The organism is Pseudomonas sp. B424 (assembly GCF_055408345.1).
In genome coordinates, this window is the sequence record NZ_JBUZTL010000003.1 from 291,579 (window position 1) to 316,801 (window position 25,223).

Here is a 25,223-nt window from a genome sequence, read left to right on the forward strand (position 1 = left end):
CCACATTGTCCTGGAGATTCATGTATGACCATCGCCACCGTTGCACTGGTTTCAATCGGCATCCACCCCGCCTCCGGCCGTCCGCGACGGGCCGAACAGGACGCACGCGCCGTCGAACTGGGCCTGGACCTGGCTGGGGATAACTTGCACGTACTGCACGCAGGCAACCCCCACGAACCCGCGCTGCGGGCCTACCTGGGCATGGGGCTGGACGAGTTGCACGTGCTGGAGCAACCGGACGGCGCAGATGCCGTGCCGGTATTGCGCGATTACATCCGCGAAGCGGGCGTGCAGCTTGTGCTCAGCGGCAGCCAGGCAGAAACGGGTGAAGGTTCCGGGATGTTGCCGTACCTGCTGGCCGAGCAACTGGGCTGGCCGCTGCTGGTGGGCGTGGCGCAGATTGAATCTATCCACAACGGCGTGGCACTGGTGCTGCAGGCTTTACCCCGTGGCCAGCGGCGACAGCTCAAAGTGCGGCTGCCCTTTATGGCCACTGTGGATAACGCGGCGCCCAAGGCCCGGCAAAGCGCTTACGGCCCTGCAACCCGGGGGGCGATCAACGCCGAAGTGGTTGAAGTGACGGTCGATGAGTTATCCACAGTTGGGGTTCTACAACCGGCCAAACCCCGGCCCAAGCGTTTGAAAGTGATCAAGGCCAAAAGTGGCGCGGATCGCATGAAAGCCGCCACAGCCAAGGCCGCTGGCGGCTCGGGTCAGGTGCTCAAGGGTGTCAGCGCGCAAGAGGGCGCTCAGGCCATTTTGAAGTTGCTGATTGAAGAAGGCGTAGTGCGCTGACCTTTACCCACAAACTCTGTTAGCGCTTATGTGGATAAGTTGTTTGCTGTCAGCTAAGACCTATATAAAACGTGGCTTTCAGGGTTCTGGTCAAAAAACGATCAAATACACACTTTATCCACTGCTCACCTGCAAAACCCCTTAATAATCGGTGCTTTAAGGGGTTTTCCACAGCGAAGGCAGGCGGTGCATAAGTTGCGCACAATCTCTGTTGGTGGATATGTGGATAAGGTGTTTGCGACTGGCTACAGGCCACGTGTTTCGTGGCTTACAGTGCGCTGTACAAAAAACGACCAATTGCGCTTTCCGGGACAACTTGTCCACTTCCCCACAATTGCTGTGGGTGTGCCTGTGGACAAGTTGTTGGTGAAGGGCTACAGCCCTTTGATTACGTGGGGTACAGGCAACTGGTTAAAAATCGTACATCCGGTGGAAACAATTGGATAAAAAGCCTTGGTGCCAGTGTGTTGTTGTCCTTCGTATGGCCGCGTTAGAAAAGGCGCTCAATGCCTTTTGGAGTCAGATCTATGCCCGTTTTATTTCGTCCAGGCGTGCGTGCAGATGCACGGGATATTGCCCGTTTGTTTCAAATATCATCCGAAGGTTGCGCCGATTACATCTGGAGCAAATTGGCGCAGCCGGGGGAAGAACTGCTGGATGTCGGCGCAATTCGCTACGCACGGCAAGGGGTGACCTTCTCGTATGAGAACTGCCTGGTCGCCGAGGCGCAGGGCCAGGTGATTGGCATGATGCACAGCTACGCGATGCGTAACGATCCGGCGGCTGAGCCGCAGACTGATCCGGTGCTGGCGGCTTACGACGGTATGGAGATCCCCGACACGCTGTATATCTCAAGTCTGGCGCTGCATGAGGGCTGGCGAAACCAGGGGCTGGGCCAGCAGTTTTTGGTATATGCCCGTGAGCGTTGCCGCGACTTGGAGCTGAAGGGCTTGAGCCTGATCGACTATGCGGCCAACACCGGTGCCTTGCGCTTTTACGAGCGTCAGGGCTTTCAGATCGTCAAAACTTGCCAGATCACGCCTCACCCGCTGATTCGTGTCACGGGTGAGGCGCATCTGATGCACTGCCCGCACGCCTGATAAGCATGCCTGTGGGGGGGTAGGGTTTACTGGGCCACTACCCCTTTCAGATAGGCCGCTGGCGCCGCCCCCAGGTTGCTCAGCAGCCGCTCGCTGTACCAGTCCACAAAGTTGACCACACCAAACTCGTACGTCTGGGAATACGGCCCCGGCTGGTAGGCGACGGAGTTGATGCCGCGCTGGTTTTCTTCGGCCAGTTTGCGGTCCTGATTGTTGGTGGCGTCCCACACGTTGCGCATACGCTCCACGTCGTAGTCCACGCCTTCCACCGCGTCTTTGTGCACCAGCCATTTGGTGGTCACGACGGTTTCTTGCGCGCTGATCGGCCACACGGTGAACACGATGATGTGATCGCCCATGCAGTGGTTCCATGAGTGCGGCAAATGCAGGATGCGCATCGAGCCCAGGTCCGGGTTTTTGATCCGCCCCATGAGCTTGGCGCAGCCCTGTTTGCCATCCAGGGTCATCGACACCGTGCCCTTGAGCAGCGGCATGCGCACGATGCGGTTGCGCAGGCCAAAACTGGCGTGGGCGTAAGGGATCTTTTCTGCATCCCAGGCGGCGGCGGAGGCGGTGACGTGATCCTTGAATGCCTGATCGGCGCGGGGGTCGGTGACATCGTCCCATTCCAGCAGGGTTTTCAACAGTTCCGGGTGCGACGCGTTGCAGTGATAGCACTCGCGGTTGTTTTCCAGCACCAGCTTCCAGTTGGCTTTTTCCACCAGGGTGGTGTGAATCGCCACCTTGGTGTTTTCCATGTCGTAGGGTTCCATGTAGTGGTTCAGCGTGGCCAGGAACTCGTCGATGGCGGGCGGGTTCTCGGCCAGGCTGATAAAGATGTAGCCGCCAGCGGTTTTGACGTTCACCGGCTTGAGGCCGTATTGCTTCATGTCAAAGTCGGCGCCCATCTCGGTGCCGGCAAACAGCAGGCGCCCGTCCAGCTCATAGGTCCACTGGTGGTAATGGCACACCAGCTTGGCGACTTTGCCTTTTTCGCTGGTACACAGCCGTGAGCCACGATGGCGGCACACGTTGTGGAACGCGTGGACCTGACCTTCGGCGCCCCGGATCACGATGATCGGGTTTTTGCCCACTTGCAGGGTCAGAAAGTTGCCCTTGGCCGGGATTTCGCAGGTCATGCCTGCAATCAGCCACTCCTTCTGGAAGATCTCCTGCATGTCGATTTCGAACAGGCGTTCGTCGCTATAGAACGGCTGCGGCAGCGAAAACGTTCGCTCGCGGGTTTGCAGCATCTCGGCGGTGGCCTTGCGAGCGGGTTCCAGTGGATCGCCCAGGCTCAGGGTTGTGGTGATGTCCATTGTTGTAATCCTCATGGCCATTCTGTGTGGCCCGAAAGTGGCTGATCAGGGGTGCGACGCAAGGCAAAGCATTTGATGTGGTCAGTGGCGCTGAGTGTGCGTTCGAAGTGCCGGGATGCCATATCTGCGGGCGACATGGCCAAATCTGTTCCCGACGCGCGAGCCCCTGTTTTCAGGGGCTGGTCGCCATAAGCATGTGAATGTCGCGAATGGATAAATGGCTGGCTCGGGGCATGCGCAGAATCGCCAGCAAGAGGCCGGTTGTCGGCCGTGGAGAAACCCATGTCCAACAGCTTTCTGAATCCGGTAACTACCCAGACCTGGGCCAACGGCCGACACATCGTGCGATGCGTCAAAGTGATTCAGGAAACCTGGGACGTGCGCACCTTCTGTTTTATGGCTGACCAGCCGATCCTGTTCTTTTTCAAGCCGGGGCAGTTCGTGACCCTGGAGCTGGAAATCGACGGCGACCCGGTGATGCGCTCCTACACCATCTCCAGCTCGCCCTCGGTGCCTTACAGCTTTTCGGTGACCATTAAGCGCGTGCCGGGCGGGCGGGTGTCCAACTGGTTGCACGACACCCTCAGTGAAGGCCAGGAGCTGGCCGTTCACGGCCCGGTCGGGCTGTTCAACGCCATCGACGCCCCGAGCCCCAAGGTGCTGTATTTGAGCGGCGGGGTGGGGATTACCCCGGTGATGTCGATGGCGCGCTGGTTTTACGACACCAACGCCAATGTCGACATGGTGTTTATCCACAGCGCCCGTTCGCCCAAAGACATCATTTACCACCGCGAGCTGGAGCACATGGCTTCGCGCATCGACAATTTCAGTTTGCACCTGATCTGCGAAAAACATGGTCTGGGCGAACCCTGGGCCGGGTATCGCGGTTACCTGAACCACAAGATGCTGGAGCTGATGGCGCCCGACTTCATGGAGCGCGAAGTGTTTTGCTGCGGGCCGACGCCATACATGAGTGCGGTCAAGCGCCTGCTGGAAGCCAACGGTTTCGATATGAGCCGTTATCACGAAGAGTCTTTCGGTGCGACACCGCCCGAAGCCCGGGCCGATGCGGTGGAGCAAGCCGAACAGGCCGCCGAGGCACCGGAGCTGGACCTGGCGGATTTGAACCAGGTGGAATTCACCGCCTCCGGCAAAAGCATCCGCGTGGGGCCGGCCGAAACCGTGCATGCGGCGGCTGCCAAGCTGGGGTTGTTGATCCCCAAGGCCTGCGGCATGGGGATTTGCGGCACGTGCAAGGTGTTGAAACTGGGCGGCGAAGTCGAGATGGAGCACAACGGCGGCATCACCGACGAAGACGTTGCCGAAGGCTACATCCTGTCGTGCTGCAGCGTGCCGAAGGGGGATGTGCGGATCGAGTTTTGAGGTTCGCCGCGTTCCGGTGGGAGCGGGCTTGCTCGCGATGGCATCACCGCAGGCGGTCAGCTGAACCGCGTTGCCTGAATCGCGAGCAATCGGGCGTCGAGCGGGCCCATCCAGCAGGGTATTTGGTGATATGGGGAACAAAGGCCCGAAACCACAGTCTTTAGGGCTCTGAAAGGCAGGTTGCCGCTAGGCTCTGTTCTCGTTTCATTGCGACCCGAAGGGCCGATAACCCATTTGGCGCAGGGCGGCGTTGCTCGCAGCTTATTTGGAACAACCCGACCACGCTGCTCGCGCCTTGCCCTGCACCACATGGGCTATCGGCGCGGCCGCAATGAAACGGGAACAGACCCTAGCTTAGCCGGTGACTTTTCTTTATCGTACGCGCCCTCTGAAACTGCTTGAGATCACTACCATGATGGAATCATCCCTTAGCAAACTGGAACAACTGGTCAGCGACCTGGTTCAGCAAAAGCAAGAACTGCTGGATGCCAAAGAACAGCTGAGCGCTGAATTGGCTTTGGCCAAAGACGAAAACGAAAGCCTGCAATTGAGCCTGATGGAGCAGGAAGAGAAGCAAGGTGCAACCGCTGCCCGCATCCAGGCACTGGTTGAGCGCGCGAGCCCTGTCAGCGCATGAGCGTGGACAGAGACGGAGTAAATGTCGTCTCGATTCTGGGTAACGACTACACGATCAAAGCGCCTGAGGGGGAGCAACAAACCCTGATGGCAGCCACGGTCATGTTGAAAGCCGCCCTGGCCGACACGAAAAGAAAGTATCCGAGCTTGATCGGGGACAAATTGCTGGTGCTGGCGGCGCTGAATCTGTGTTCACAGCAGATTGAGCTCAAGCAGCAACACAAACAGGAACTCGACCGTTATCAAGAGCAAGTCAGCGCCACGGTCGATGTGATTGAGCGAACAATCGGGCAATCCTGATCGTTCGTAAACCAATCACCCCTGTGTGAGCGGGCTTGCTCGCGATTCAGGCAACGCGGTTTGTCTGTACGACCGCGCTGATGCCATCGCGAGCAAGCCCGCTCCCACATTAGTATTGATGTTGCGTCCGCTTTAAGCTGACATCACCTCACGAATATCCGCCGCCAATTCCCGAACACGCGCTTCCTCGGTGTCCCACGAGCACATGAAGCGTGCGCCGCCTTTGCCGATAAAGGTGTAGAAACGCCAGCCCTTGGCGGTCAGCGCAGCCACTGCCGGTTCCGACAGTTGCAGGAACACGCCGTTGGCCTCCACCGGGAACATCAGCTCAACCCCCGGAATGTCACTCACCAGCTGGCTCAGCAACTGGGCGCAGTGGTTGGCGTGGCGGGAGTGTTTGAGCCATGCATCGTTTTCCAGCAACCCCACCCAGGGTGCTGACAAAAAGCGCATTTTCGACGCCAGTTGCCCGGCCTGTTTGCAGCGGTAGTCAAAGTCCACGGACAGGTCGTGGTTGAAGAACAGAATCGCTTCGCCCACCGCCATACCGTTTTTGGTCCCGCCAAAGCACAGCACGTCCACGCCGGCTTTCCAGCTCAGCTCTGCCGGCGTGCAGCCCAGGAAGGCGCAGGCGTTGGAGAAGCGGGCACCGTCCATGTGCAGCAACAAGCCCAGCTCTTTGCAGGTGGCGCTGATGGCGCGGATTTCTTCCGGGCGGTACACGCTACCGACTTCAGTGGCCTGGGTGATGGTGACCACCCGCGGTTTCGGGTAGTGGATGTTTTTGCGCTTGAGGGCGATTTCGCGGATCGACTCGGGGGTGATCTTGCCGTTCTCGGTACGGGCGATCAGCAGCTTGGAGCCGTTGGAGAAGAATTCCGGGGCGCCGCACTCGTCGGTTTCGACGTGGGCAGTCTCGGAGCAGATCACGCTGTGGAAGCTCTGGCACAACGACGACAGTGCCAGGGAGTTGGCGGCGGTGCCGTTGAAGGCGAAATACACTTCGCAGTCGGTTTCGAACAGTTTGCGAAAGTCGTTGGACGCACGCAGGGTCCACTCATCGTCGCCGTATGAGCGTTGGTGGCCGTGGTTGGCTTTTTCCATGGCAGACCAGACTTCGGGGCAGATACCGGAGTAGTTGTCGCTGGCGAATTGTTGGCTCTTGTCAGTCATTTCCCGGTTCCTTGGTCGAAGTTCGTGCTGCACTTTATCCAAGAATCTTGCGAGTGCACAGACACGACGCTGTATGCGGAAACACCCTACAAAAGAATAGTCCAATAACCTTGCGGCCAAAGGGTGGGAGCGGACTTGCCCGCGATGGCATCAACACGGTTTACCAGACGGGCCGCGCCGCCAGTATCGCGAGCAAGCCCGCTCCCGCAGGGTTATACGAAACCATGTCGTAAACGCACCATTGCGTGGCGCCCATAGGCATTTGGTCCGCCTGCGCCAGCTCTACCATCAGGCTCAAAGGGCATAAGCCCCACCGAGACCAAAAGGCGCGCTGGCGCTGGGAGACACGCAATGTTCAGCAAGCAGGATCAGATCCAGGGCTACGACGATGCCTTGTTAGCGGCCATGAATGCCGAAGATCAGCGTCAGGAAGATCACATCGAGCTGATCGCCTCCGAGAACTACACCAGCCAGCGCGTGATGCAAGCCCAGGGCAGCGGTCTGACCAACAAGTACGCCGAAGGCTACCCCGGCAAACGTTACTACGGCGGTTGCGAGCATGTGGATAAAGTCGAGCAACTGGCCATCGACCGCGCCAAGCAACTGTTTGGCGCCGATTACGCCAACGTGCAGCCGCATTCGGGCAGCCAGGCCAACGCGGCGGTGTACCTGGCGTTACTGAATGCCGGTGACACTGTTCTGGGCATGAGCCTGGCCCACGGCGGTCATTTGACCCACGGCGCCAGCGTCAGTTTCTCCGGCAAGTTGTACAACGCCGTGCAGTACGGCATTGACACCGCCACCGGCCTGATCGACTACGACGAAGTAGAGCGCCTGGCCGTTGAGCATCAGCCCAAGATGATCATTGCCGGCTTCTCGGCTTACTCCAAATTCCTCGATTTCCCGCGCTTTCGTCAGATTGCCGACAAGGTCGGCGCCTACCTGTTTGTCGACATGGCCCACGTGGCCGGTCTGGTCGCCGCTGGGTTGTACCCGAACCCGCTGCCGTACGCTGACGTGGTCACCACCACCACCCACAAAACCCTGCGCGGGCCCCGTGGCGGGTTGATCCTGGCCAAGTCCAACGAGGCCCTGGAAAAGAAACTCAACTCGGCGGTGTTCCCCGGTGGTCAGGGCGGCCCGCTGATGCATGTGATCGCGGCCAAGGCGGTGTGCTTTAAAGAAGCGCTGGAGCCGGGCTTCAAAACCTATCAAAAGCAGGTGATTGAAAACGCCCAGGCCATGGCTGAAGTGTTTATCAAGCGCGGCTATGACGTGGTTTCGGGCGGCACCGACAACCATCTGTTCCTGCTCAGCCTGATCCGCCAGGGCCTGACCGGCAAAGACGCCGATGCCGCGCTGGGCCGTGCCCATATCACGGTCAACAAAAACGCCGTCCCCAACGATCCGCAATCGCCGTTCGTGACCTCGGGCCTGCGCATCGGCACCCCGGCGGTGACCACGCGCGGTTTCAAAGTGGCGCAATGCACGGAGCTGGCGGGCTGGATCTGCGACATCCTCGATCACCTGGGCGATGCCGACATTGAGGCCGACGTTGCCCGCCAGGTGACTTCGCTGTGCAAAGACTTCCCGGTTTATCGCTGAGCGCGTTTTTGGAGTAAACCCTATGCAACGGTATTCAGGCTTCGGCCTCTTCAAACACTCCCTCAGCCACCACGAAAACTGGCAGAAGATGTGGCGTACCCCGACCCCGAAAAAGGTCTATGACGTGATCATCGTCGGTGGTGGCGGGCACGGGCTGGCGACGGCCTACTACCTGGCCAAGGAACACGGCATCACCAACGTGGCGGTGGTCGAAAAGGGCTGGCTGGGCGGCGGCAACACGGCGCGCAACACCACCATCGTGCGTTCCAACTACTTGTGGGACGAGTCGGCGCACCTTTACGAGCACGCCATGAAGTTGTGGGAAGGCTTGTCCCAGGACTTGAACTACAACGTCATGTTCTCCCAGCGCGGTGTGTACAACCTGTGCCACACCCTGCAAGACATTCGCGACTCGGAACGCCGGGTCAGCGCCAACCGCCTCAACGGCGTGGACGGCGAACTGCTGAATGCCAGGCAAGTGGCGGACGAGATTCCGTACCTCGATTGCTCAAAAAACACCCGCTACCCGGTGCTGGGCGCCACCGTACAACGCCGTGGCGGCGTGGCCCGCCATGACGCTGTGGCCTGGGGCTTTGCCCGTGCCGCAGACGCGCTGGGCGTGGACCTGATCCAGCAAACCGAAGTGCTGGGCTTTCGCAAGGAAAACGGCGTGTGCATCGGCGTTGAAACCAGCAAGGGTTTTATCGGCGCCAAGCGCGTGGGTGTGGTCACGGCCGGCAACTCCGGGCACATGGCGCGTCAGGCCGGGTTCCGCTTGCCAATCGAGTCGCACCCGCTGCAGGCCCTGGTGTCGGAGCCGATCAAACCGATCATCGATAGCGTGATCATGTCCAACGCCGTGCACGGTTACATCAGCCAGTCCGACAAGGGCGATCTGGTGATCGGTGCCGGGATCGACGGTTACAACGGTTACGGCCAGCGCGGCTCGTACCCGGTGATCGAACACACCATCCAGGCGATTGTGGAAATGTTCCCGGTACTGTCCCGCGTACGCATGAACCGCCAGTGGGGCGGCATCGTCGACACCACGCCCGACGCCTGCCCGATCATCTCCAAAACCCCGGTGCCCAACCTGTTCTTCAACTGCGGCTGGGGCACGGGCGGCTTCAAGGCCACGCCGGGCTCGGGCAACGTGTTTGCCGCCAGTCTGGCCAAGGGTGAAATGCACCCATTGGCTGCCCCGTTTTCCATTGACCGGTTCTACACCGGTGCACTGATCGACGAACACGGCGCTGCCGCGGTCGCCCACTAACAGGAGAAACACCCATGCTCCATATCTTCTGTCCCCATTGCGGCGAATTGCGCTCCGAAGAGGAATTCCATGCCAGCGGCCAGGCGCATATCCCGCGCCCTCTTGACCCCAGCGTCTGCACCGACGCCGAGTGGGGCGACTACCTGTTTTTTCGCGACAACCCACGGGGCCTGCACCACGAGCTGTGGAACCACGTCGCCGGTTGCCGTCAGTTTTTCAACGCCACGCGCAACACCGTGACCTATGAAATTCTTGAAACCTACCTGATCGGCACCCAGCCGCAGTTCACTGAAAAGGCGGCACCCTTGACCACCACGGCCACTCGCGAGCAGGGAGAAAAGGTATGAGCCAGACCCATCGCCTGCCTAACGGCGGCCGCGTCGATCGCAGCAAAGTGCTGACCTTTACGTTCAACGGTCAGCAATACCAGGGCTACGAGGGCGACAGCCTGGCCGCAGCCTTGCTGGCCAACGGCGTGGACGTGATTGGCCGCAGCTTCAAATATTCCCGGCCACGGGGCATCTATGCCGCCGGTGCCGAAGAACCCAACGCGGTGCTGCAAATCGGCGCCACCGAAGCCACGCAAATCCCCAACGTGCGCGCCACACAACAGGCGCTGTATCAAGGCCTGGTGGCCGCCAGCACCAACGGCTGGCCCAACGTGAACAACGACGTGATGGGAATTTTGGGCAAGGTCGGCGGCAAGCTGATGCCGCCGGGTTTCTACTACAAAACCTTTATGTACCCACAGTCGTTCTGGATGACTTACGAGAAGTACATCCGCAAGGCTGCAGGTCTGGGCCGTTCGCCGACCCAGAACGATCCCGATACCTATGACTACCTGAACCACCACTGCGACGTGCTGATCGTCGGTGCAGGCCCTGCGGGTTTGGCCGCGGCACTGGCGGCGGCACGCAGCGGCGCGCGGGTGATCGTGGCCGATGAGCAGGAAGAGTTCGGCGGCAGCCTGCTCGACAGTCGTGAAAGCCTGGATGGCAAACCGGCGATGGAATGGGTGGCCAAGGTGATTGCCGAACTCAAGACGTTGCCTGAGGTAGTGCTGCTGCCACGGGCCACGGTTAACGGCTATCACGATCACAACTTCCTGACCATTCACGAACGCCTCACCGACCATCTGGGTGACCGTGCGCCCATTGGCCAGGTGCGTCAGCGTATCCACCGGGTGCGGGCCAAGCGCGTGGTGCTGGCCACCGGCGCGTGCGAGCGGCCATTGGTGTACGGCAACAACGACGTGCCGGGCAATATGCTGGCGGGCGCGGTGTCCACGTACGTGCGCCGCTACGGCGTGGTACCGGGTAAAAAACTGGTGCTCAGTACCAACAACGATCATGCGTATCGTGTCGCACTGGATTGGCTGGATGCAGGCCAGCAGGTGGTCGCAATTGCCGATGCCCGCAGCAACCCGCGCGGCTCGCTGGTCGAAGAAGCCCGGGCCAAGGGCATTCGCATTTTGACGGGCAGCGCGGTGATCGAAACCCGTGGCAGCAAACACGTGACCGGCGCCCGAGTGGCGGCGATTGACCTTAAATCCCACAGCGTCGCCAGCCCCGGCGAATGGCTGGAGTGCGATCTGGTGGCGACTTCGGGCGGTTACAGCCCGGTGGTGCACCTGGCCTCACACCTGGGCGGCAAGCCGACCTGGCGTGAAGACATCCTGGGTTTCGTACCTGGCGAAGCCCCGCAAAAACGGGTGTGCGTGGGCGGCATCAACGGCGTTTATCCCCTCGGCGACAGCCTGGCCGATGGTTTTGAAGGCGGCGTGCGCGCGGCCAGTGAAGCCGGGTTCAAACCGGTTGAGGGCGTGTTGCCCAAAGCCCTGAACCTGCATCAGGAACCCACGCTGGCACTGTTTCAAGTGCCCCACGAAAAAGCCACGGCGCGGGCTCCCAAGCAATTTGTCGACCTGCAAAACGACGTCACGGCCGCCGCCATCGAACTGGCCACCCGTGAAGGCTTTGAATCGGTCGAGCACGTCAAACGCTACACCGCGCTGGGCTTTGGCACCGACCAGGGCAAGCTGGGCAACGTCAACGGGCTGGCCATTGCGGCGCGTTCGCTGAACGTGACCATCCCGCAGATGGGCACCACCATGTTCCGCCCCAACTACACGCCGGTCACGTTTGGCGCAGTGGCGGGCCGGCATTGCGGGCACATTTTCGAGCCCGTGCGTTACACCGCGCTGCAAGCCTGGCACGTCAAACAGGGCGCCGAGTTTGAGGACGTCGGCCAGTGGAAACGCCCGTGGTACTTCCCGCGTAACGGCGAAGACCTGCACGCAGCGGTCAAGCGCGAGTGCCAGGCGGTGCGTGACAGCGTCGGTATTCTCGATGCTTCGACCCTGGGCAAAATCGACATCCAGGGCCCGGATGCGCGGGAATTCCTGAACCGCATCTACACCAATGCCTGGACCAAACTCGACGTCGGCAAGGCCCGCTACGGCCTGATGTGCAAAGAAGACGGCATGGTCTTCGACGACGGCGTAACGGCCTGTCTGGCCGACAACCATTTTGTAATGACCACCACCACCGGCGGCGCGGCCCGCGTGCTGCAATGGCTGGAAATCTACCAGCAGACCGAGTGGCCGGAGCTGAAGGTGTACTTCACCTCGGTCACCGACCACTACGCGACCCTGACCCTGTCCGGCCCCAACAGCCGCAAGCTGCTGAGCGAAGTGACCGACATCGATCTGGACCGCGAAGCGTTCCCGTTCATGACCTGGAAGGAAGGTCTGGTGGGCGGTGTACCGGCGCGGGTGTTCCGTATCTCGTTTACCGGCGAGCTGTCGTACGAGGTCAATATCCAGGCCGACTACGGGATGGGCGTACTGGAAAAAATCGTCGAGGCGGGCAAGCAATACAACCTCACCCCCTACGGCACCGAGACCATGCACGTGCTGCGGGCCGAGAAGGGTTTCATCATCGTCGGCCAGGACACCGACGGCTCCATGACCCCGGATGACCTGAACATGGGCTGGTGTGTGGGCCGCACCAAACCGTTCTCGTGGATCGGCTGGCGCGGGATGAACCGCGAAGACTGCGTGCGTGACCAGCGCAAGCAACTGGTGGGGCTCAAGCCTGTCGACGGGACCAAATGGCTGCCGGAAGGCGCGCAACTGGTGTTCGACCCAAAGCAGACGATCCCGATGACGATGGTCGGTCACGTGACGTCCAGCTATGCCCACAACTCACTGGGTTATTCGTTTGCCATGGGTGTGGTCAAGGGTGGCTTGAAGCGCATCGGTGAGCGGGTGTTCTCACCGCAAGCGGATGGCAGCGTGATTGAGGCTGAAATCGTGTCTTCGGTGTTCTTCGACCCGAAAGGCGAACGGCAGAATATTTGAGTGGAGCCCTTTCGCGAGCAGGCTCGCTCCCACGGGGAATGGTGGGAGTCAATCAACACAACATTGCTAACGGGTGACCCATGACCACAGCCAACGTTTACCAACAGCGCCCGGACTCGGGCGCGAAAGCCGAGTCATCGCTGCACCACGCCAACCTCGCCGGCCTGATCGGCAAGGGCCGTAAAAATCCGGGTGTGACCGTGCGCGAGAAAAAATTGCTGGGCCATCTGACCCTGCGCGGCGACGCCAAAGACCCGGCCTTTGCCGAAGGCGTGCACAAGGCCCTGGGCCTGGAACTGCCCGTGGCCCTGAGTCTGGTGGCGAAGGGCGAAACCTCGCTGCAATGGATGGGGCCGGATGAGTGGTTGCTGATCGTCCCCGGCGGCCAGGAATTCGCCGTGGAACAAGCGTTGCGGGCGGCGCTGGCCGGGCTGCATATCTCGGTGGTCAACGTCAGCGGCGGGCAACAACTGCTGGAACTGAGCGGACCGAATGTGCGCCAGGTACTGATGAAATCCACCAGCTATGACGTGCATCCGGATAACTTCCCGGTGGGTAAGGCAGTAGGGACGGTGTTTGCCAAATCACAGCTGGTGATCCGCCATACCGGCGAAGACACCTGGGAACTGCTGATCCGGCGCAGCTTTTCGGATTATTGGTGGCTATGGTTGCAGGATGCGGCAGCGGAGTACGGGCTGAACGTCGAAGCGTAAATATGATCCTGCCTGCGCCTCTGTGGGATCGGGCCTGCTCGCGATTGCAACACCACGGTCAGCCGGATGTACCGCGTTGTTTGCATCGCGAGCAAGCCCGCGCCCACAGAGGTCGTGTGCGTTCCAACAACAATCAAGGAGCACCCCATGAGCCGCGCCCCCGATACCTGGATTCTTACCGCGGACTGCCCGAGCCTTCTGGGCACGGTGGATGCGGTGACGCGTTATCTGTTCGAGCATCGCTGCTACGTCACCGAGCACCACTCCTTCGACGATCAGCGCTCCGCCCGATTCTTCATCCGTGTCGAATTTCGCCAGCCCGACGGCTTCGACGAACACCAGTTTCGCGCGGGTCTGGCCGAGCGTGGCCAGGCCTTCGGCATGACCTTCGAACTGACGCCGCCCCATCACCGGCCCAAAGTGCTGATCATGGTGTCCAAGGCCGACCACTGCCTTAACGACCTGCTGTACCGCCAGCGCATCGGCCAGTTGTCGATGGACGTAGTGGCCGTGGTGTCCAACCACCCCGATCTGGAACCGCTGGCCCGCTGGCACGACATCCCCTATCACCACTTCGCCCTGGACCCGACTGACAAGCCGGCGCAAGAGGCCAGGGTGTGGCAAGTGATCGAAGACACCGGCGCCGAACTGGTGATCCTCGCCCGCTATATGCAAGTGCTGTCCCCCGAGCTGTGCCGCAAGCTCGACGGCAAGGCGATCAATATCCACCACTCGTTGCTGCCCGGTTTCAAAGGTGCCAAACCCTATCACCAGGCCTACGAGAAGGGGGTCAAGCTGGTGGGCGCCACGGCGCATTACATCAATAACGACCTGGACGAAGGCCCGATCATCGCTCAGGGGGTGGAGGCGGTTGATCACAGCTATTACCCCGAAGACTTGATCGCCAAGGGGCGCGACATCGAAGCCCAGACCCTGGCCCGAGGTGTGGGCTATCACATAGAGCGGCGCGTTTTCCTAAATGGAGGTCGTACGGTGGTGCTCTGACGGCGCGGCAAGTTCTAAGCTGCACGCAGCAAGCTGCAAGTAACTCCCTCCAACAACAACTAAGGGTGAATACGATGGCTGACAACCGCGGTGTGGTGTACCTGGGCAATGGCCAGGTTGAAGTGCAAAGCATTCCTTTCCCGAAGATGCAGAACCCTCAAGGCAAGCCCATTCACCACGGCGTGATTCTGCGGGTGGTGTCGACCAATATCTGTGGTTCCGACCAGCATATGGTGCGTGGCCGCACCACGGCGCAAACCGGGCTGGTGCTGGGGCATGAGATCACCGGCGAGGTGATCGAGGCCGGGCGCGATGTGGAACATCTGAAAGTCGGCGATCTGGTGTCGGTGCCGTTCAACGTGGCGTGCGGGCGTTGCCGCAGCTGCAAGGAACAAAACACCGGTGTATGCCTGACCGTCAACCCGGCCCGTCCCGGCGGCGCATATGGTTACGTGGACATGGGCGACTGGGTCGGCGGTCAGGCTGAATATGTATTGGTGCCTTATGCCGATTTCAACCTGCTCAAGTTGCCGGACCGCGATGCCGCGATGGAAAAAATTCGCGACCTGACGTGCCTCTCCGACATTCTGCCCACCGGCTACCACGGCGCAGTGACTGCGGGCGTCGGCCCCGGCAGCACGGTGTATATCGCCGGTGCGGGCCCGGTGGGGCTGGCGGCGGCAGCTTCAGCGCGTTTGCTGGGGGCGGCAGTGGTGATTGTCGGTGACGTCAACCCGATCCGCCTGGCCCACGCCAAGGCCCAGGGTTTTGAAATCGCCGACCTGTCCAAAGACACCCCTCTGCACGAACAAATCGCCGATCTGCTGGGTGAACCTGAAGTGGATTGCGCGGTGGATGCGGTGGGCTTTGAGGCTCGCGGTCACGGCCATGACGGGGTCAAACACGAAGCTCCGGCCACCGTGCTCAACTCGTTGATGGGCGTGGTGCGGGTGGCGGGTAAAATCGGCATCCCGGGCCTGTACGTCACCGAAGACCCGGGTGCAGTCGATGCCGCAGCGAAAATGGGCAGCCTGAGCATTCGCTTTGGCCTGGGCTGGGCCAAATCCCACAGCTTCCACACTGGCCAGACCCCGGTAATGAAATACAACCGTCAGCTGATGCAAGCCATCATGTGGGACCGGATCAAAATTGCCGACATCGTCGGCGTGGAAGTGATCAGCCTGAACGACGCGCCACGGGGTTATGGCGAGTTCGATGCCGGTGTACCGAAGAAGTTTGTGATCGACCCGCACAAAATGTTCAGCTAGGCGTGACCCTGAGGGAGCGACCTTGCTCGCGATGCAAACCACTCGGTACATCTGAATAACCGAGGTGCTGCAATCGCGAGCAAGCCCGCTCCCACACGTCAGTGTGTTTCATAGACTGGCCAGCGGGCCCTGATACAGCACAGGGCCAGTTGGCTGCCCGGTCGGCGACCCGCCTTGGGGTTCAAGGCTCACGGCAAGTACCACCGAAGACCTGATCAATTGCTGCTGGCTTTGGCCAAGCGCCAGCCGTCCACCACCTGCCTGGGGAATCAGACCCAGAGACACCGGTTTCCCATCCACCGCAATTGCCCACAGTTCCAGACTACGCCCTGCCTCTACGCTGGCCAGTTCCAGCGGCTCAATGTCCAAGTAATCGGCGTGTGCTTCGATGCGCAGGCCGGGCTGTGCCGTGCCGCTGAGCAAGGTGGCGTTGTACTGGACGCTGTCGTGGTTGTAGAGCAGGCCCAGGGTCGCAGCGATGACCAATGCACATGCCGCCGCGCCGATACGCAGCCCGGTCCAGAACGGACGTTTTTCAGGCACGTGAAGTTTTTGCGGCTCGATGCGCGCGACGATGGCCTGCCACACATGTTCAGGTACCGGTTGCTCGGCCAGCGGTTCGGTCAGGCTGGCCAGGCTGGCTTCCCATCCGGCCACTTCGGCACGCAGGGCGGCATCGTCCAGCAACAAGTGCTCAAAGCGTCTGCGGGCGGTGGCCGGCATCAGGCCGATGGCGTAATCGGCGGCCAGCGCACGGCGCAGGCCGGGGGTCTGATAGTTCATGATTCCAGGCACCTGCGCAGACGCTCCATGCCCCGCCGAATCCAGGATTTGACTGAGCCCAGGGGCGCCGCCAACTGCTCTGCCAGCTCGCTGGCGCTGAGCCCGTGAAAGTAGGCAATGGTGATGGACTGGCGCTGCTGGCGGTCGAGCTGCTCCAGGCAATGGTTGAGGGCACTGGCTTCGCGGTCGCTGTTCAACTGGTCGTGGGCGCTGGGGGCTTCGTCTGCCAGGGCATCCTGTTGCAGGTCGTTCAGGGGTTGCTCGCGGTATTTGCGCAGTTGGTCGATGGCCTGATGACGGGTGATGCTGACCATCCAGGTCATGGGTGCAGACTGGTGCGCCTGATAGCGCACGGCGTTATGCCAGATGCGTACAAAGCTTTCTTGCACCACCTCTTCGGCCAGGTCGCGACGGCCCATGCAGCGCAGCGCAACGCTGTGCAGGTACGGAGCAACGTTGCGGTACAGGCTTTCGAAGGCGCGTCGGTTGCCCAGCGCGCACTGGGCCAAAAGCTGTGTGAGGTGATCGGCGTCGGCGATGCTGATAACAGTGCTCCAGTCAGTCTTTGCGACCGTGTAGGGCCTATTTCTGGCTGAGCGTAGTTCAGGATGCAGGGTTGTTCCAATCATGGGCAGTACCTCGATGCCGGATATACGCATGCCCGGGCAAAGCGGATGCAGTACACCTGCCTTTTTTTCAATTAAGATTGCGGCCCGTTTGACCCGATAGTGGCACTTGGGAACATCTGCCGGGATGGCGGGTCAAATACACAGTTTTACTGCTCCGTTAAAGCGGGGCAGTTTTTGGGTTCTATGAGGTTGATGCGATGAAAAAGTTGAGCGGCGTGGCACTGGCAACATTGATGACTGTGGCGGCAAGCCCGGTGTTTGCAGGTTTCAGCATGAGCGACGTGGCGGGTATCGCTGCTCAGGTGCAGGGCGGCAACGGCAATGGCGCGAGCACGGACAAGTCGCTGCAGGCAGCAGGCCTGTTGAGCGAGTTGTCCAAGCTGAACGTCAAGCCTGAACAGGCTGCGGGCGGTGTGGGTGCGATGCTGAGCCTGGCCAAGAACCAATTGGCCCCGACCGACTATTCGGCATTGACCGATAAAGTCCCGGGCATCAGCAAATTGTCCGGCGCGGGTGCGCTGGGCCAGTTGAGCCAGCTGGGCGGTTTGCTGGGCAAGTCCGATGGCGTCAGCTCGGCTGCCACCAGCGCGGTCAGCAATGTGTCTAACACTGCACAACTGGACGACGCGTTCAAAGCCCTGGGCATGGACAGCGGCATGATCGGCCAATTCGCACCGATCATTCTTCAGTACCTGGGTGGCCAGGGCGTCGGCACTTCGCTGCTGGGCAAGCTGGGTAGCGCCTGGGGCGTCTAAGAATTAACCGAGCTCGGCACGCAAGGTGCTGATGCGCTGGTCTTTCTTGATCCAGAGCTGGTTGACCCAGCTCTGGACATGCTCACGAAACACCGGATCGTTCTCGTAATCTCCCTGCCATAACGCCGCGTCCAGTTCGCGGGTCTGTATGTCGACAATCACCTTGGGCACCTGCCCGCTGATCAATGCCCAAAAACCCGGAATCTTTGCCTGTGGGTACACCACGGTCACGTCGAGCACGGCATCCAGCTGTTCGCCCAAGGCTGCCAGCACAAATGCCACGCCGCCCGCCTTGGGCTTGAGCAGGTAGGTGTAGGGCGAATGCTGTAGCGCGCGTTTGGCCGGGGTAAAGCGCGTGCCCTCAAGGTAATTGACCACAGTGACCGGCTGGCGCTTGAACAGCTCGCAGGCGGCCCGGGTGATCTTGAGGTCCTGGCCCTTGAGTTCCGGGTGCCTGGCCAGGAAGGCTTTGGAGTAGCGCTTCATGAACGGGTAGTCGAGTGCCCACCAGGCCAGGCCCAGAAAGGGCACCCAGATCAGTTCTTTTTTGAGGAAGAATTTGAAGAACGGTGTGCGTCGGTTCAGGCCCTGCATCAGAGCGGGGATATCGACCCACGACTGGTGATTGCTGATCACCAGATACGAGGTATCACGGCTCAGGCCTTCGGCACCGCGAATGTCCCATAGGGTGGGCAGGCACAGGGCAAAAATACGTTTGTCGATCTCTGACCAGGTCTCGGCGATCCACATGACTGCCCGCGAGTTGTAGTCGCGCAGACGGCCCGGCGATACCAGTTTGAGCAGGGCAAACAGCATCAAGGGCCCGAACAGGAGCAGGGTGTTACAGAGCAATAACAGGGTGACCAGACAGCCGGTGAGCAGGCGGCGCATAAGCAACTCTTGAACGTTTAAGGGCTGGCCATGATAAGCAGGGCAGTCTGGAACGCCAAATCGGCGTGCTGACGAATGTTTCACGCGTGGTGGTCTAACGTGCTTTTGTAGCCGTTGCCACGTCGAGCAATCGAACCAAATCCGGCCTCAGGGTCTAACCTGCACGTTCAAAAGGAAACTGCCTCCATGAAGTCTGTTCTAGTCTTGTTGTCCCTCTTGGCGTTGCCGGTGATGGCCGCCGAGCCGACCCTTTACGGGCGTTACGAATACATCAAGCTGCCGGAAATCGGTGAGACCCTTAAAGCCAAGATGGACACCGGCGCCCTGACCGCGTCGTTGTCGGCCAGAAACATCCAGACCTTCACCCGTGATGGTGACGAGTGGGTGCGCTTTCAGCTGGCGACCGAGGGCGCGAGCAACAAGGTGTACGAGCACAAGGTGGCGCGCATCAGCAAAATCAAAAGCCGCTCTGATGAAGACGACGAGAAGGATGTCCCCGAAAGCGCCAAGCGCCCGGTAGTCGATCTGGAGATGTGCCTGGGCAACGTCAAACGCACGGTAGAGGTCAACCTTACCGACCGCAGCAGCTTCAACTACCCGCTGCTGATCGGTGCCAAGGCCTTGCGTGAGTTCGGTGCAGCGGTGAACCCGGCGCGTCGTTACACGGCAGACAAGCCCGATTGCTGATTTAGGTGGGAGCGGGCTTGCCCGCGATGGTATCGACGCGATTTAACTGCAAGACCGAGTCGATACCATCGCGGGCAAGCCAGCTCCCACCTGCTCAGCGCTTGAGCAGCCCGCGCACGCTGACCCACACCGGAATGCCCAAGCCAATCCAGCTCAGTACATCCCACGCGCCGTCACCCAATAGCGCGCTGAACAGTCCGGTCACGCAGACAAGCCCGATCGCCAGCGGGATGGAGAACACCTTCCAGAAGTTCGACTGACGCGGTTTCATTGAGCGTTCTCCCTGGCTGCGCGTCGCCGCACCCACCACAGGTACAGGCCGCTGCCGAGCACCACGATGGTCAGCAGATCGAGGGCCGCCCACAGGATTTTCATCGGCATGCCGCCGTAGTCGCCAAAGTGCAGCGGCTGGGACATGCCCATGGCGTCCATGTACCACGGGCGCTCGCCCACGGCGGTAACCTTGAGGGTTGTGGCGTCGATCAGTACCGGCGTCAGCAGGTGCGCAGTCAGGTGAGTGCCGCCTTTCATAAAGACCGCGTAATGGTGCTCGCTGGAGAACCGGGTGCCGGGGAAGGCAATAAAGTCCGGGCGCATGCCGGGCGCGGCTTCGTCGGCGATGTCCAGCAGGCGATCGGCGGGGGCCAGGTGCGTCAGTGGCGGCGCACCCCGGTAGGGCTCGGTCATGGCGCTGAGGCTGTCAGTGCGCCAGGCGGCGATGATCAGGTCGGCACAGGCGCTGATCACACCGGTCACGCCCACCACCAGGGCCCAGGTCAGGGTCACGACGCCAATCAGGTTGTGCAGGTCGAGCCAGCGCAGGCGTGTGGACTTGTCGGCGCGCACGGTCGCGAATTCGTGGCGGCGCATAAACGGCAGGTACAGCACTGCGCCGGAGATGATTGCCAGCACAAACAACAGCCCCATGAAGGCCAGCAGCAGCTTGCCGGGCAGCCCGGCAAACATGTCCACGTGCAGGCGCAGCATGACCATCATGATTCCGCCGTTGGCTGACGGCAGCTCCAGCGCTTCGCCGGTGCGCGCATCGAGCATAAAGGTGTGGGACGAATTGGGCTCGGTGCCAGCGGTGGCGGCCATGATTGCGATGACGGCGTTGGGTTCGTCGTCTTCACTGCCGAAGTACTGCATCACCTCGTTGGGACGGTGGGCCTGGGCGGCGCTGACCAGTTGTTGCAGATTGAGGCGCGGCGTATCGGCTGGCATCTCACGCAGCTCAGGGCTGTTGCCCAGCAGGTGATCGATTTCATGGTGAAAAATCAGCGGCAGGCCGGTCAGCGCGAGCATCAGCAAAAATGCGGTGCAAATCAGGCTGGTCCAGGTGTGGATAAAAGACCAGCGGCGGATGGTTTTGCTTTTCATGAAGCTCCATAACGTCTCTGTGGGAGCGAGCCTGCTCGCGAAAGCATCTCCCCCGGTTTGTCAGGTACACCGAGTTGTTTGCATCGCGAGCAGGCTCGCTCCCACGGGGGACATTTCAATACAGTGGTTTAGAACTCCAGCTGCGCCGAAAATTGCACGGTGCGCGGGTCGCCAATGTAATGGCTGTTGAGCCAATATTCTTTGTTGGCCAGGTTGCTGACGTTCATGCGCAAGGTCAGATCGTTTTCCGAAATCTTCATGCGGTAACGCGCACCGGCATCGAAGGTGGTGAACGACGGCAGCTGATAGTCGTTGGCAACGTCGGTGTATTGCTTGCCGGTGTAGAACGCACCGCCGGTCAGCGCAAGGCCGGGGACGGTATTGATGTCGTATTCGGCATAGACCTTGGCCAGTTGTTTGGCCACATCGACCGGGGCGTTGCCATCGTTGGCCTTGGAATCGGCGTCCTTGACCTTCGGATCAAGCAAGGTAAACCCGCCGACCACTGTCAGTTCCGGTGTGACCTTGCCGGTCACGCTGAACTCCAGGCCGTTGTTCACCTGCTTGCCGCTTTCGGTGTAAATCATTGTCTCGTTGAGGAAGCCGTTGGGCTTTTCGATATTGAACAAGGCCAGGGTAAACAGCGTTTCGCCCACGGTGGCCTTGGCACCTACTTCGTATTGTTTGCTGACCTGTGGCGCAAATATTTCACCTGAGTTGATTGCGTTCCAGGGAGCCGTTCCGCCTGCTTGTAGCCCTTCAATGTACGTCGCGTACGTGGTCAGCCAAGGCACTGGTTTGTAGATAAGCGAAACGCTGGGCGAAGTTTTGCTCTCGTCGTAGCGGGTTTTTTTCGCTGGTGTGGAGTAGACGAAGTCATTGGCATAAGACTTGATCTGGGTACGGGTCACGCCGAGGATGCTCGACCATTGATCGTTGAACGTGATGACGTCGCCGATCAGGAAGTTATTGGTTTCGGAGGTGCTCGCCAGCCGCTGATTGCCATTGCCGATCGAGTAGCTGGGTTTACCGACTTGCTCACTGCTGCCAAACGGCAAGGGGCCGCCGCCCACGTCGACGTATTGCGGAGGGGAGCTGGGAACATGGTCTTCGTACTGACGAATGCGTGAGTTGTTGCCCTGATAACCCAAGGTCATCTTGTGGCCAATGGCGCCTGTATCGAAGGCCGCATCAAGGAAGAGGTAGGCGGAGTTCTCGACATGTTCAATCGGCGCGAAGGCGTACAGCGGCTGGGTGTAAACCCCGGGGCTGGAAACAGTCGGGCCGGTGTAGGTGTTTTCTTCGGTGAACTTCTGGGTGGCAATGGCGCCGCGCAGGGTATAGGTGTCGTTCAGGCGCCACGTGGCGCGAATTCCGCCCTTGTCGGTTTCGTTATCCGAGAATGACCATTTCTGGCTGTACAGCTTGTTGTTGTCGAGCTGCGAAGCGCGTGGACGCAGAGCCTGGTCATTAAAGTACCAATAGCTGGTCAGGCCGCGGATCTGGGTTTTCTTGTGCGATGCGTCGAACTGGATTTGCAGGTCGTCGCTGACGTTCCAGTCCACGGCGAGGCTGATCAGCTCGCGGCGACGCTTCTGCATGTCGATTGCGGTTTCGCCGTCTTGAGTCAGCAGGTTCAGGCGATAGGCAAATTTGCCTTCATCGTCGATTTTGCCGCCGAAGTCGCCGTGCAGGTAATAGTTCTCCCCGCCGGCATTGCCCAGGGTCACGCTGCGATAGTTTTCGTAGGTCGGGCGCTTAAGCACGTAGTTGGCCAGGCCGCCGGGCGAGGCGGGACCATACAAAAAGCCGGTCAGGCCAGTGATTACTTCGAGCTGTTCGGTTTCTTCGAGATAGTTGCCCGCGTCCGCGAGTGTGCTGAAACGCAGGCCATCGTTGGCAATGTTCAGGTTACCCGCGCCGCTGAAACCCCGGATGTTCACGGCACTCGCATAGCCCGCACCGGTGGGGGAAAACATCTGAGTGAACGGGTTGCGCTTGAACACGTCATCCAGCGAGGTGGCCTGCATGTTTTTGAGCAGGGCCTGGGAGGTCACGCTCATGGAGTACGGCGTGTCCTGCAGTTTCATCCCGCCCAGGGCGCCGACGTTGCTGAGGTTTTCGCTGACGTAACCGGCCGCTTCCGAGCCCTCTGTCACCGCACTGGCGTTGACGTTCACGTCGCCCAGCGTCAAGGCGCCTTCAACCACTGGCACCAGGGTGTAGCTGCCGCTACCGCTCTGTTGCAGCTGCAACCCACTCCCCCGCAACGCTTCACGCAGTGCCGTTGTGGCTTCGAGCTGGCCGTTTACCGGCGCCGAAGTTTTGCCCGCCAGCAGGGACGAGTCGATGGCCAGGGTGATGCCGGCCTGGCTGGCGATCTGGTTCAGGGTGGCCGCCAACGGTCCGGCTGGCAGGTTGTAGTTGCGCGCAGACGATGCCTGCTCGGCGGCGATCAGCAGGGTGCTGGTCAGCGGGGCGCTAAAGGCAATGGCGACGGCTAACAGGCTGGGGCGCAAAAACGTGTCGAGGGTGCGGGACATTCGGCGGGTTCCTGAATGGAAATGTTTCTCAATGCCTATCTGCCGAATGAGATTTGAAAAGTGATAGGGCTGATTGAAAATAATTTAGATTCAGTTCGCCAGAGGCTTGGGACTGACAGTGACCCACCATGGCGTGCGCTGCTGGATCTGTACCGGCAAGGTCGGCATCAGGGCATTGAGTGCCAGTTCGATGTTGTTCAGCGGGAAGCTGCCGGTGATGCGCAGGTCGGCCACTTCGGGGTCTACACCCAGGTGGCCCCGTTGGTAGCGATTGAGTTCACTGACCATGTCGGCCAGGCGCACGTTGTCGAGTACCAGCATGCCCCGTGTCCAGGCGTCGGCCCCGGGGCTGACGGCCAGCATCTGGCCAAGCCGGTCGCGGTGCATCAGCACTTGCTGGCCTTCGTTGTAGATCGTTTGTTCGACGCTGTTTTCAGGATGCGCCTCGACCCGCGATTGCAACACGCTCAGGCGCGTGCCGTCGTCTTCGCGCTTGACCATGAACCGTGTGCCCAATGCGCGCAGGCTGCCATCGCGGGTTTGTACGATAAACGGTCGGGGATCACCATGGCCGGTCTCAACCATGATCTCGCCTTCTTGCAGGATGATTCGGCGGGTCGAGTCATCAAACCGCACATCGACTGCGCTGTGGGTATTGAGGTTCAGCAGCGTGCCATCGGCCAGTCGCAACTGGCGCTGTTCACCGGTGGCGGTGCGTTGGTCGGCCATCCAGTAATCGATCGGCAGGTAATTTTTACCGGCGAACAACGCCAGCCCGCACGCCAGAGCGACACTGGCCAGGCCGCTGCCGATTTTGCGTACCCGTTCCTGCACGCCAGTGCGGGCCTTGAGCAAGGCGTTGCGTGCCGGGACGCTGGCAGTGCTGAAGCGGTGGTCGAGCATGCCCAGTTGCAGCCAGGCGCGGGCGTGCTCGTCGCTGGCGCTGTACCACTTGGTGAATTCGGCCTGTTCCACGTCGCTGCCATTGCCGCAATCCAGGCACAACTGCCATGCAATGGCGGCGTCCAGCACCTGGGCCGAGACCGGTTTTGAACTGACCGGCTTCATGTTGGCTCGCCATACAGAGCGATGTAGCACTGGCGGATGCCCTGGGCCAGGTATTGGCGCACACGGGGCACCGACACACCCAGGCGCCCGGCGATTTCGGCGTGGGTCAGGCCATCGATGCGGCTATAGAGGAAGGCGGCGCGGGACTTGCTGGACAGCTTGCCCAGCAGGCGGTCGATGGCCTTGAGGTCTTCAAGGATCAGTTGCTGTTCTTCGGGTGAGGGTTGCTCGGCCTCGGGGATCAGCATCAGCTCGTTGAGGTAGGCCTGTTCCAGTGCGGCACGGCGAAAGTAGTCAAACAGCAGCCCTTTGGCGATGGCTGCCAAAAAGGCCCGTGGCTCGCGGGGGGCTTGCAGTTCGGTGCGGCCCAAAAGGCGCAAAAAGGTGTCCTGGCTCAGGTCTTCAGCCCGCTGCGGGCAGGCCACGTTGCGCCGTAACCACGACAGCAGCCAGCCGCGATGGTCGCGATAAAGCGCTCCAACCAGCTCACTGTGTGGGTTTTGGACTGACGACAAAGACATCACCGACTGCAAGTTTTAACTAACGATAATTATTC

General features: G+C 60.5%; 24 protein-coding genes. 14 read left to right on the plus strand and 10 right to left on the minus strand.

The features are described 5' to 3' along the window. Positions 1–24 precede the first annotated feature (24 nt). Positions 25–795, plus strand: a complete 771-nt coding sequence (gene etfB, locus ACZRMS_RS06070; protein WP_463994538.1) for an electron transfer flavoprotein subunit beta — start codon at positions 25–27, stop codon at positions 793–795. 527 nt (positions 796–1,322) lie between these two features. After that, complete coding sequence (locus ACZRMS_RS06075) at positions 1,323–1,895, plus strand: N-acetyltransferase family protein (RefSeq protein ID WP_463994539.1); 573 nt, start codon at positions 1,323–1,325, stop codon at positions 1,893–1,895. A gap of 26 nt (positions 1,896–1,921) precedes the next feature. Here ACZRMS_RS06075 and gbcA read toward each other — a convergent pair whose 3' ends face one another. After that, the gene (gene gbcA / locus ACZRMS_RS06080; RefSeq protein WP_463994540.1) at positions 1,922–3,214 is read right to left on the minus strand and encodes a glycine-betaine demethylase subunit GbcA; all 1,293 of its coding nucleotides are present in this window, start codon (positions 3,212–3,214) and stop codon (positions 1,922–1,924) included. 282 nt (positions 3,215–3,496) lie between these two features. Between gbcA and gbcB the strand changes: the two genes are divergently transcribed. From gbcB to ACZRMS_RS06095, 3 genes are all read left to right on the plus strand, one after another. Further along, positions 3,497–4,597, plus strand: a complete 1,101-nt coding sequence (gbcB, locus tag ACZRMS_RS06085) for a glycine-betaine demethylase subunit GbcB (protein ID WP_463994541.1) — start codon at positions 3,497–3,499, stop codon at positions 4,595–4,597. A 412-nt stretch (positions 4,598–5,009) separates the two neighbouring features. Further along, the gene (locus ACZRMS_RS06090) at positions 5,010–5,234 is read left to right on the plus strand and encodes a hypothetical protein (protein WP_463994542.1); all 225 of its coding nucleotides are present in this window, start codon (positions 5,010–5,012) and stop codon (positions 5,232–5,234) included. Then, positions 5,231–5,533 (plus strand): cell division protein ZapA, encoded by a 303-nt coding sequence (locus tag ACZRMS_RS06095; RefSeq protein ID WP_048361176.1) that lies wholly within the window; start codon positions 5,231–5,233, stop codon positions 5,531–5,533. Before ACZRMS_RS06090 ends, ACZRMS_RS06095 begins: the two co-directional genes overlap by 4 nt. 132 nt (positions 5,534–5,665) lie before the next feature. Here ACZRMS_RS06095 and ACZRMS_RS06100 read toward each other — a convergent pair whose 3' ends face one another. Then, a complete protein-coding gene (locus ACZRMS_RS06100) occupies positions 5,666–6,706 on the minus strand; it encodes a threonine aldolase family protein (RefSeq protein ID WP_463994543.1) in 1,041 nt (346 codons plus the stop codon). Between the two features lie 351 nt (positions 6,707–7,057). Between ACZRMS_RS06100 and glyA the strand changes: the two genes are divergently transcribed. The 7 genes from glyA (at position 7,058) to fdhA (ending at position 15,931) form a co-directional block, all read left to right on the plus strand. Further along, on the plus strand, positions 7,058–8,311 hold the full coding sequence (gene glyA / locus ACZRMS_RS06105; RefSeq protein ID WP_463994544.1) for a serine hydroxymethyltransferase: 1,254 nt from the start codon (positions 7,058–7,060) through the stop codon (positions 8,309–8,311). 22 nt (positions 8,312–8,333) lie between these two features. Further along, positions 8,334–9,584, plus strand: a complete 1,251-nt coding sequence (locus tag ACZRMS_RS06110) for a sarcosine oxidase subunit beta (RefSeq protein ID WP_463994545.1) — start codon at positions 8,334–8,336, stop codon at positions 9,582–9,584. A 14-nt stretch (positions 9,585–9,598) separates the two neighbouring features. Further along, positions 9,599–9,931 (plus strand): sarcosine oxidase subunit delta, encoded by a 333-nt coding sequence (locus ACZRMS_RS06115; RefSeq protein WP_463994546.1) that lies wholly within the window; start codon positions 9,599–9,601, stop codon positions 9,929–9,931. Then, a complete protein-coding gene (locus ACZRMS_RS06120; RefSeq protein WP_463994547.1) occupies positions 9,928–12,945 on the plus strand; it encodes a sarcosine oxidase subunit alpha in 3,018 nt (1,005 codons plus the stop codon). Before ACZRMS_RS06115 ends, ACZRMS_RS06120 begins: the two co-directional genes overlap by 4 nt. An 80-nt stretch (positions 12,946–13,025) precedes the next feature. Then, a complete protein-coding gene (locus ACZRMS_RS06125; RefSeq protein WP_463994548.1) occupies positions 13,026–13,658 on the plus strand; it encodes a sarcosine oxidase subunit gamma in 633 nt (210 codons plus the stop codon). A gap of 147 nt (positions 13,659–13,805) precedes the next feature. Beyond that, positions 13,806–14,663: a formyltetrahydrofolate deformylase gene (gene purU, locus ACZRMS_RS06130; RefSeq protein ID WP_463994549.1), complete on the plus strand. Its 858-nt coding sequence runs from the start codon at positions 13,806–13,808 to the stop codon at positions 14,661–14,663. 74 nt (positions 14,664–14,737) lie between these two features. After that, positions 14,738–15,931: a formaldehyde dehydrogenase, glutathione-independent gene (gene fdhA / locus ACZRMS_RS06135; RefSeq protein WP_463994550.1), complete on the plus strand. Its 1,194-nt coding sequence runs from the start codon at positions 14,738–14,740 to the stop codon at positions 15,929–15,931. Positions 15,932–16,039: 108 nt separating this feature from the next. Here fdhA and ACZRMS_RS06140 read toward each other — a convergent pair whose 3' ends face one another. Both ACZRMS_RS06140 and ACZRMS_RS06145 read right to left on the minus strand, forming a co-directional pair. Next, positions 16,040–16,714 (minus strand): anti-sigma factor, encoded by a 675-nt coding sequence (locus tag ACZRMS_RS06140; RefSeq protein WP_463994551.1) that lies wholly within the window; start codon positions 16,712–16,714, stop codon positions 16,040–16,042. Further along, entirely contained in the window at positions 16,711–17,343 is a 633-nt protein-coding gene (locus ACZRMS_RS06145) for a sigma-70 family RNA polymerase sigma factor (RefSeq protein WP_463994552.1), read from the minus strand. Before ACZRMS_RS06145 ends, ACZRMS_RS06140 begins: the two co-directional genes overlap by 4 nt. 197 nt (positions 17,344–17,540) lie before the next feature. On the opposite strand from ACZRMS_RS06145, the gene ACZRMS_RS06150 reads away from it, so the two are divergent. Continuing rightward, complete coding sequence (locus ACZRMS_RS06150; RefSeq protein WP_463994553.1) at positions 17,541–18,098, plus strand: DUF2780 domain-containing protein; 558 nt, start codon at positions 17,541–17,543, stop codon at positions 18,096–18,098. A gap of 3 nt (positions 18,099–18,101) precedes the next feature. Here ACZRMS_RS06150 and ACZRMS_RS06155 read toward each other — a convergent pair whose 3' ends face one another. Next, on the minus strand, positions 18,102–18,989 hold the full coding sequence (locus tag ACZRMS_RS06155) for an acyltransferase (protein WP_463994554.1): 888 nt from the start codon (positions 18,987–18,989) through the stop codon (positions 18,102–18,104). 186 nt (positions 18,990–19,175) lie between these two features. On the opposite strand from ACZRMS_RS06155, the gene rloA2 reads away from it, so the two are divergent. Continuing rightward, entirely contained in the window at positions 19,176–19,676 is a 501-nt protein-coding gene (gene rloA2 / locus ACZRMS_RS06160; protein WP_463994555.1) for a retropepsin-like aspartic peptidase RloA2, read from the plus strand. 94 nt (positions 19,677–19,770) lie between these two features. Here the strand turns inward: rloA2 and ACZRMS_RS06165 are convergent, their stop codons facing one another. From ACZRMS_RS06165 to ACZRMS_RS06185, 5 genes are all read right to left on the minus strand, one after another. Next, positions 19,771–19,947 carry a hypothetical protein gene (locus ACZRMS_RS06165; RefSeq protein ID WP_463994556.1) on the minus strand — a complete coding sequence of 59 codons (177 nt, stop codon included), beginning with the start codon at positions 19,945–19,947 and terminating at the stop codon, positions 19,771–19,773. Beyond that, on the minus strand, positions 19,944–21,056 hold the full coding sequence (locus ACZRMS_RS06170) for a PepSY-associated TM helix domain-containing protein (protein WP_463994557.1): 1,113 nt from the start codon (positions 21,054–21,056) through the stop codon (positions 19,944–19,946). The genes ACZRMS_RS06165 and ACZRMS_RS06170 overlap by 4 nt, the downstream gene beginning before the upstream one ends. Positions 21,057–21,184: 128 nt before the next feature. Further along, a complete protein-coding gene (locus tag ACZRMS_RS06175; RefSeq protein ID WP_463994558.1) occupies positions 21,185–23,599 on the minus strand; it encodes a TonB-dependent siderophore receptor in 2,415 nt (804 codons plus the stop codon). Positions 23,600–23,689: 90 nt separating this feature from the next. Beyond that, entirely contained in the window at positions 23,690–24,667 is a 978-nt protein-coding gene (locus ACZRMS_RS06180; protein ID WP_463994559.1) for a FecR domain-containing protein, read from the minus strand. After that, positions 24,664–25,188, minus strand: a complete 525-nt coding sequence (locus ACZRMS_RS06185; protein WP_463994560.1) for an RNA polymerase sigma factor — start codon at positions 25,186–25,188, stop codon at positions 24,664–24,666. Before ACZRMS_RS06185 ends, ACZRMS_RS06180 begins: the two co-directional genes overlap by 4 nt. Positions 25,189–25,223: the final 35 nt, after the last annotated feature.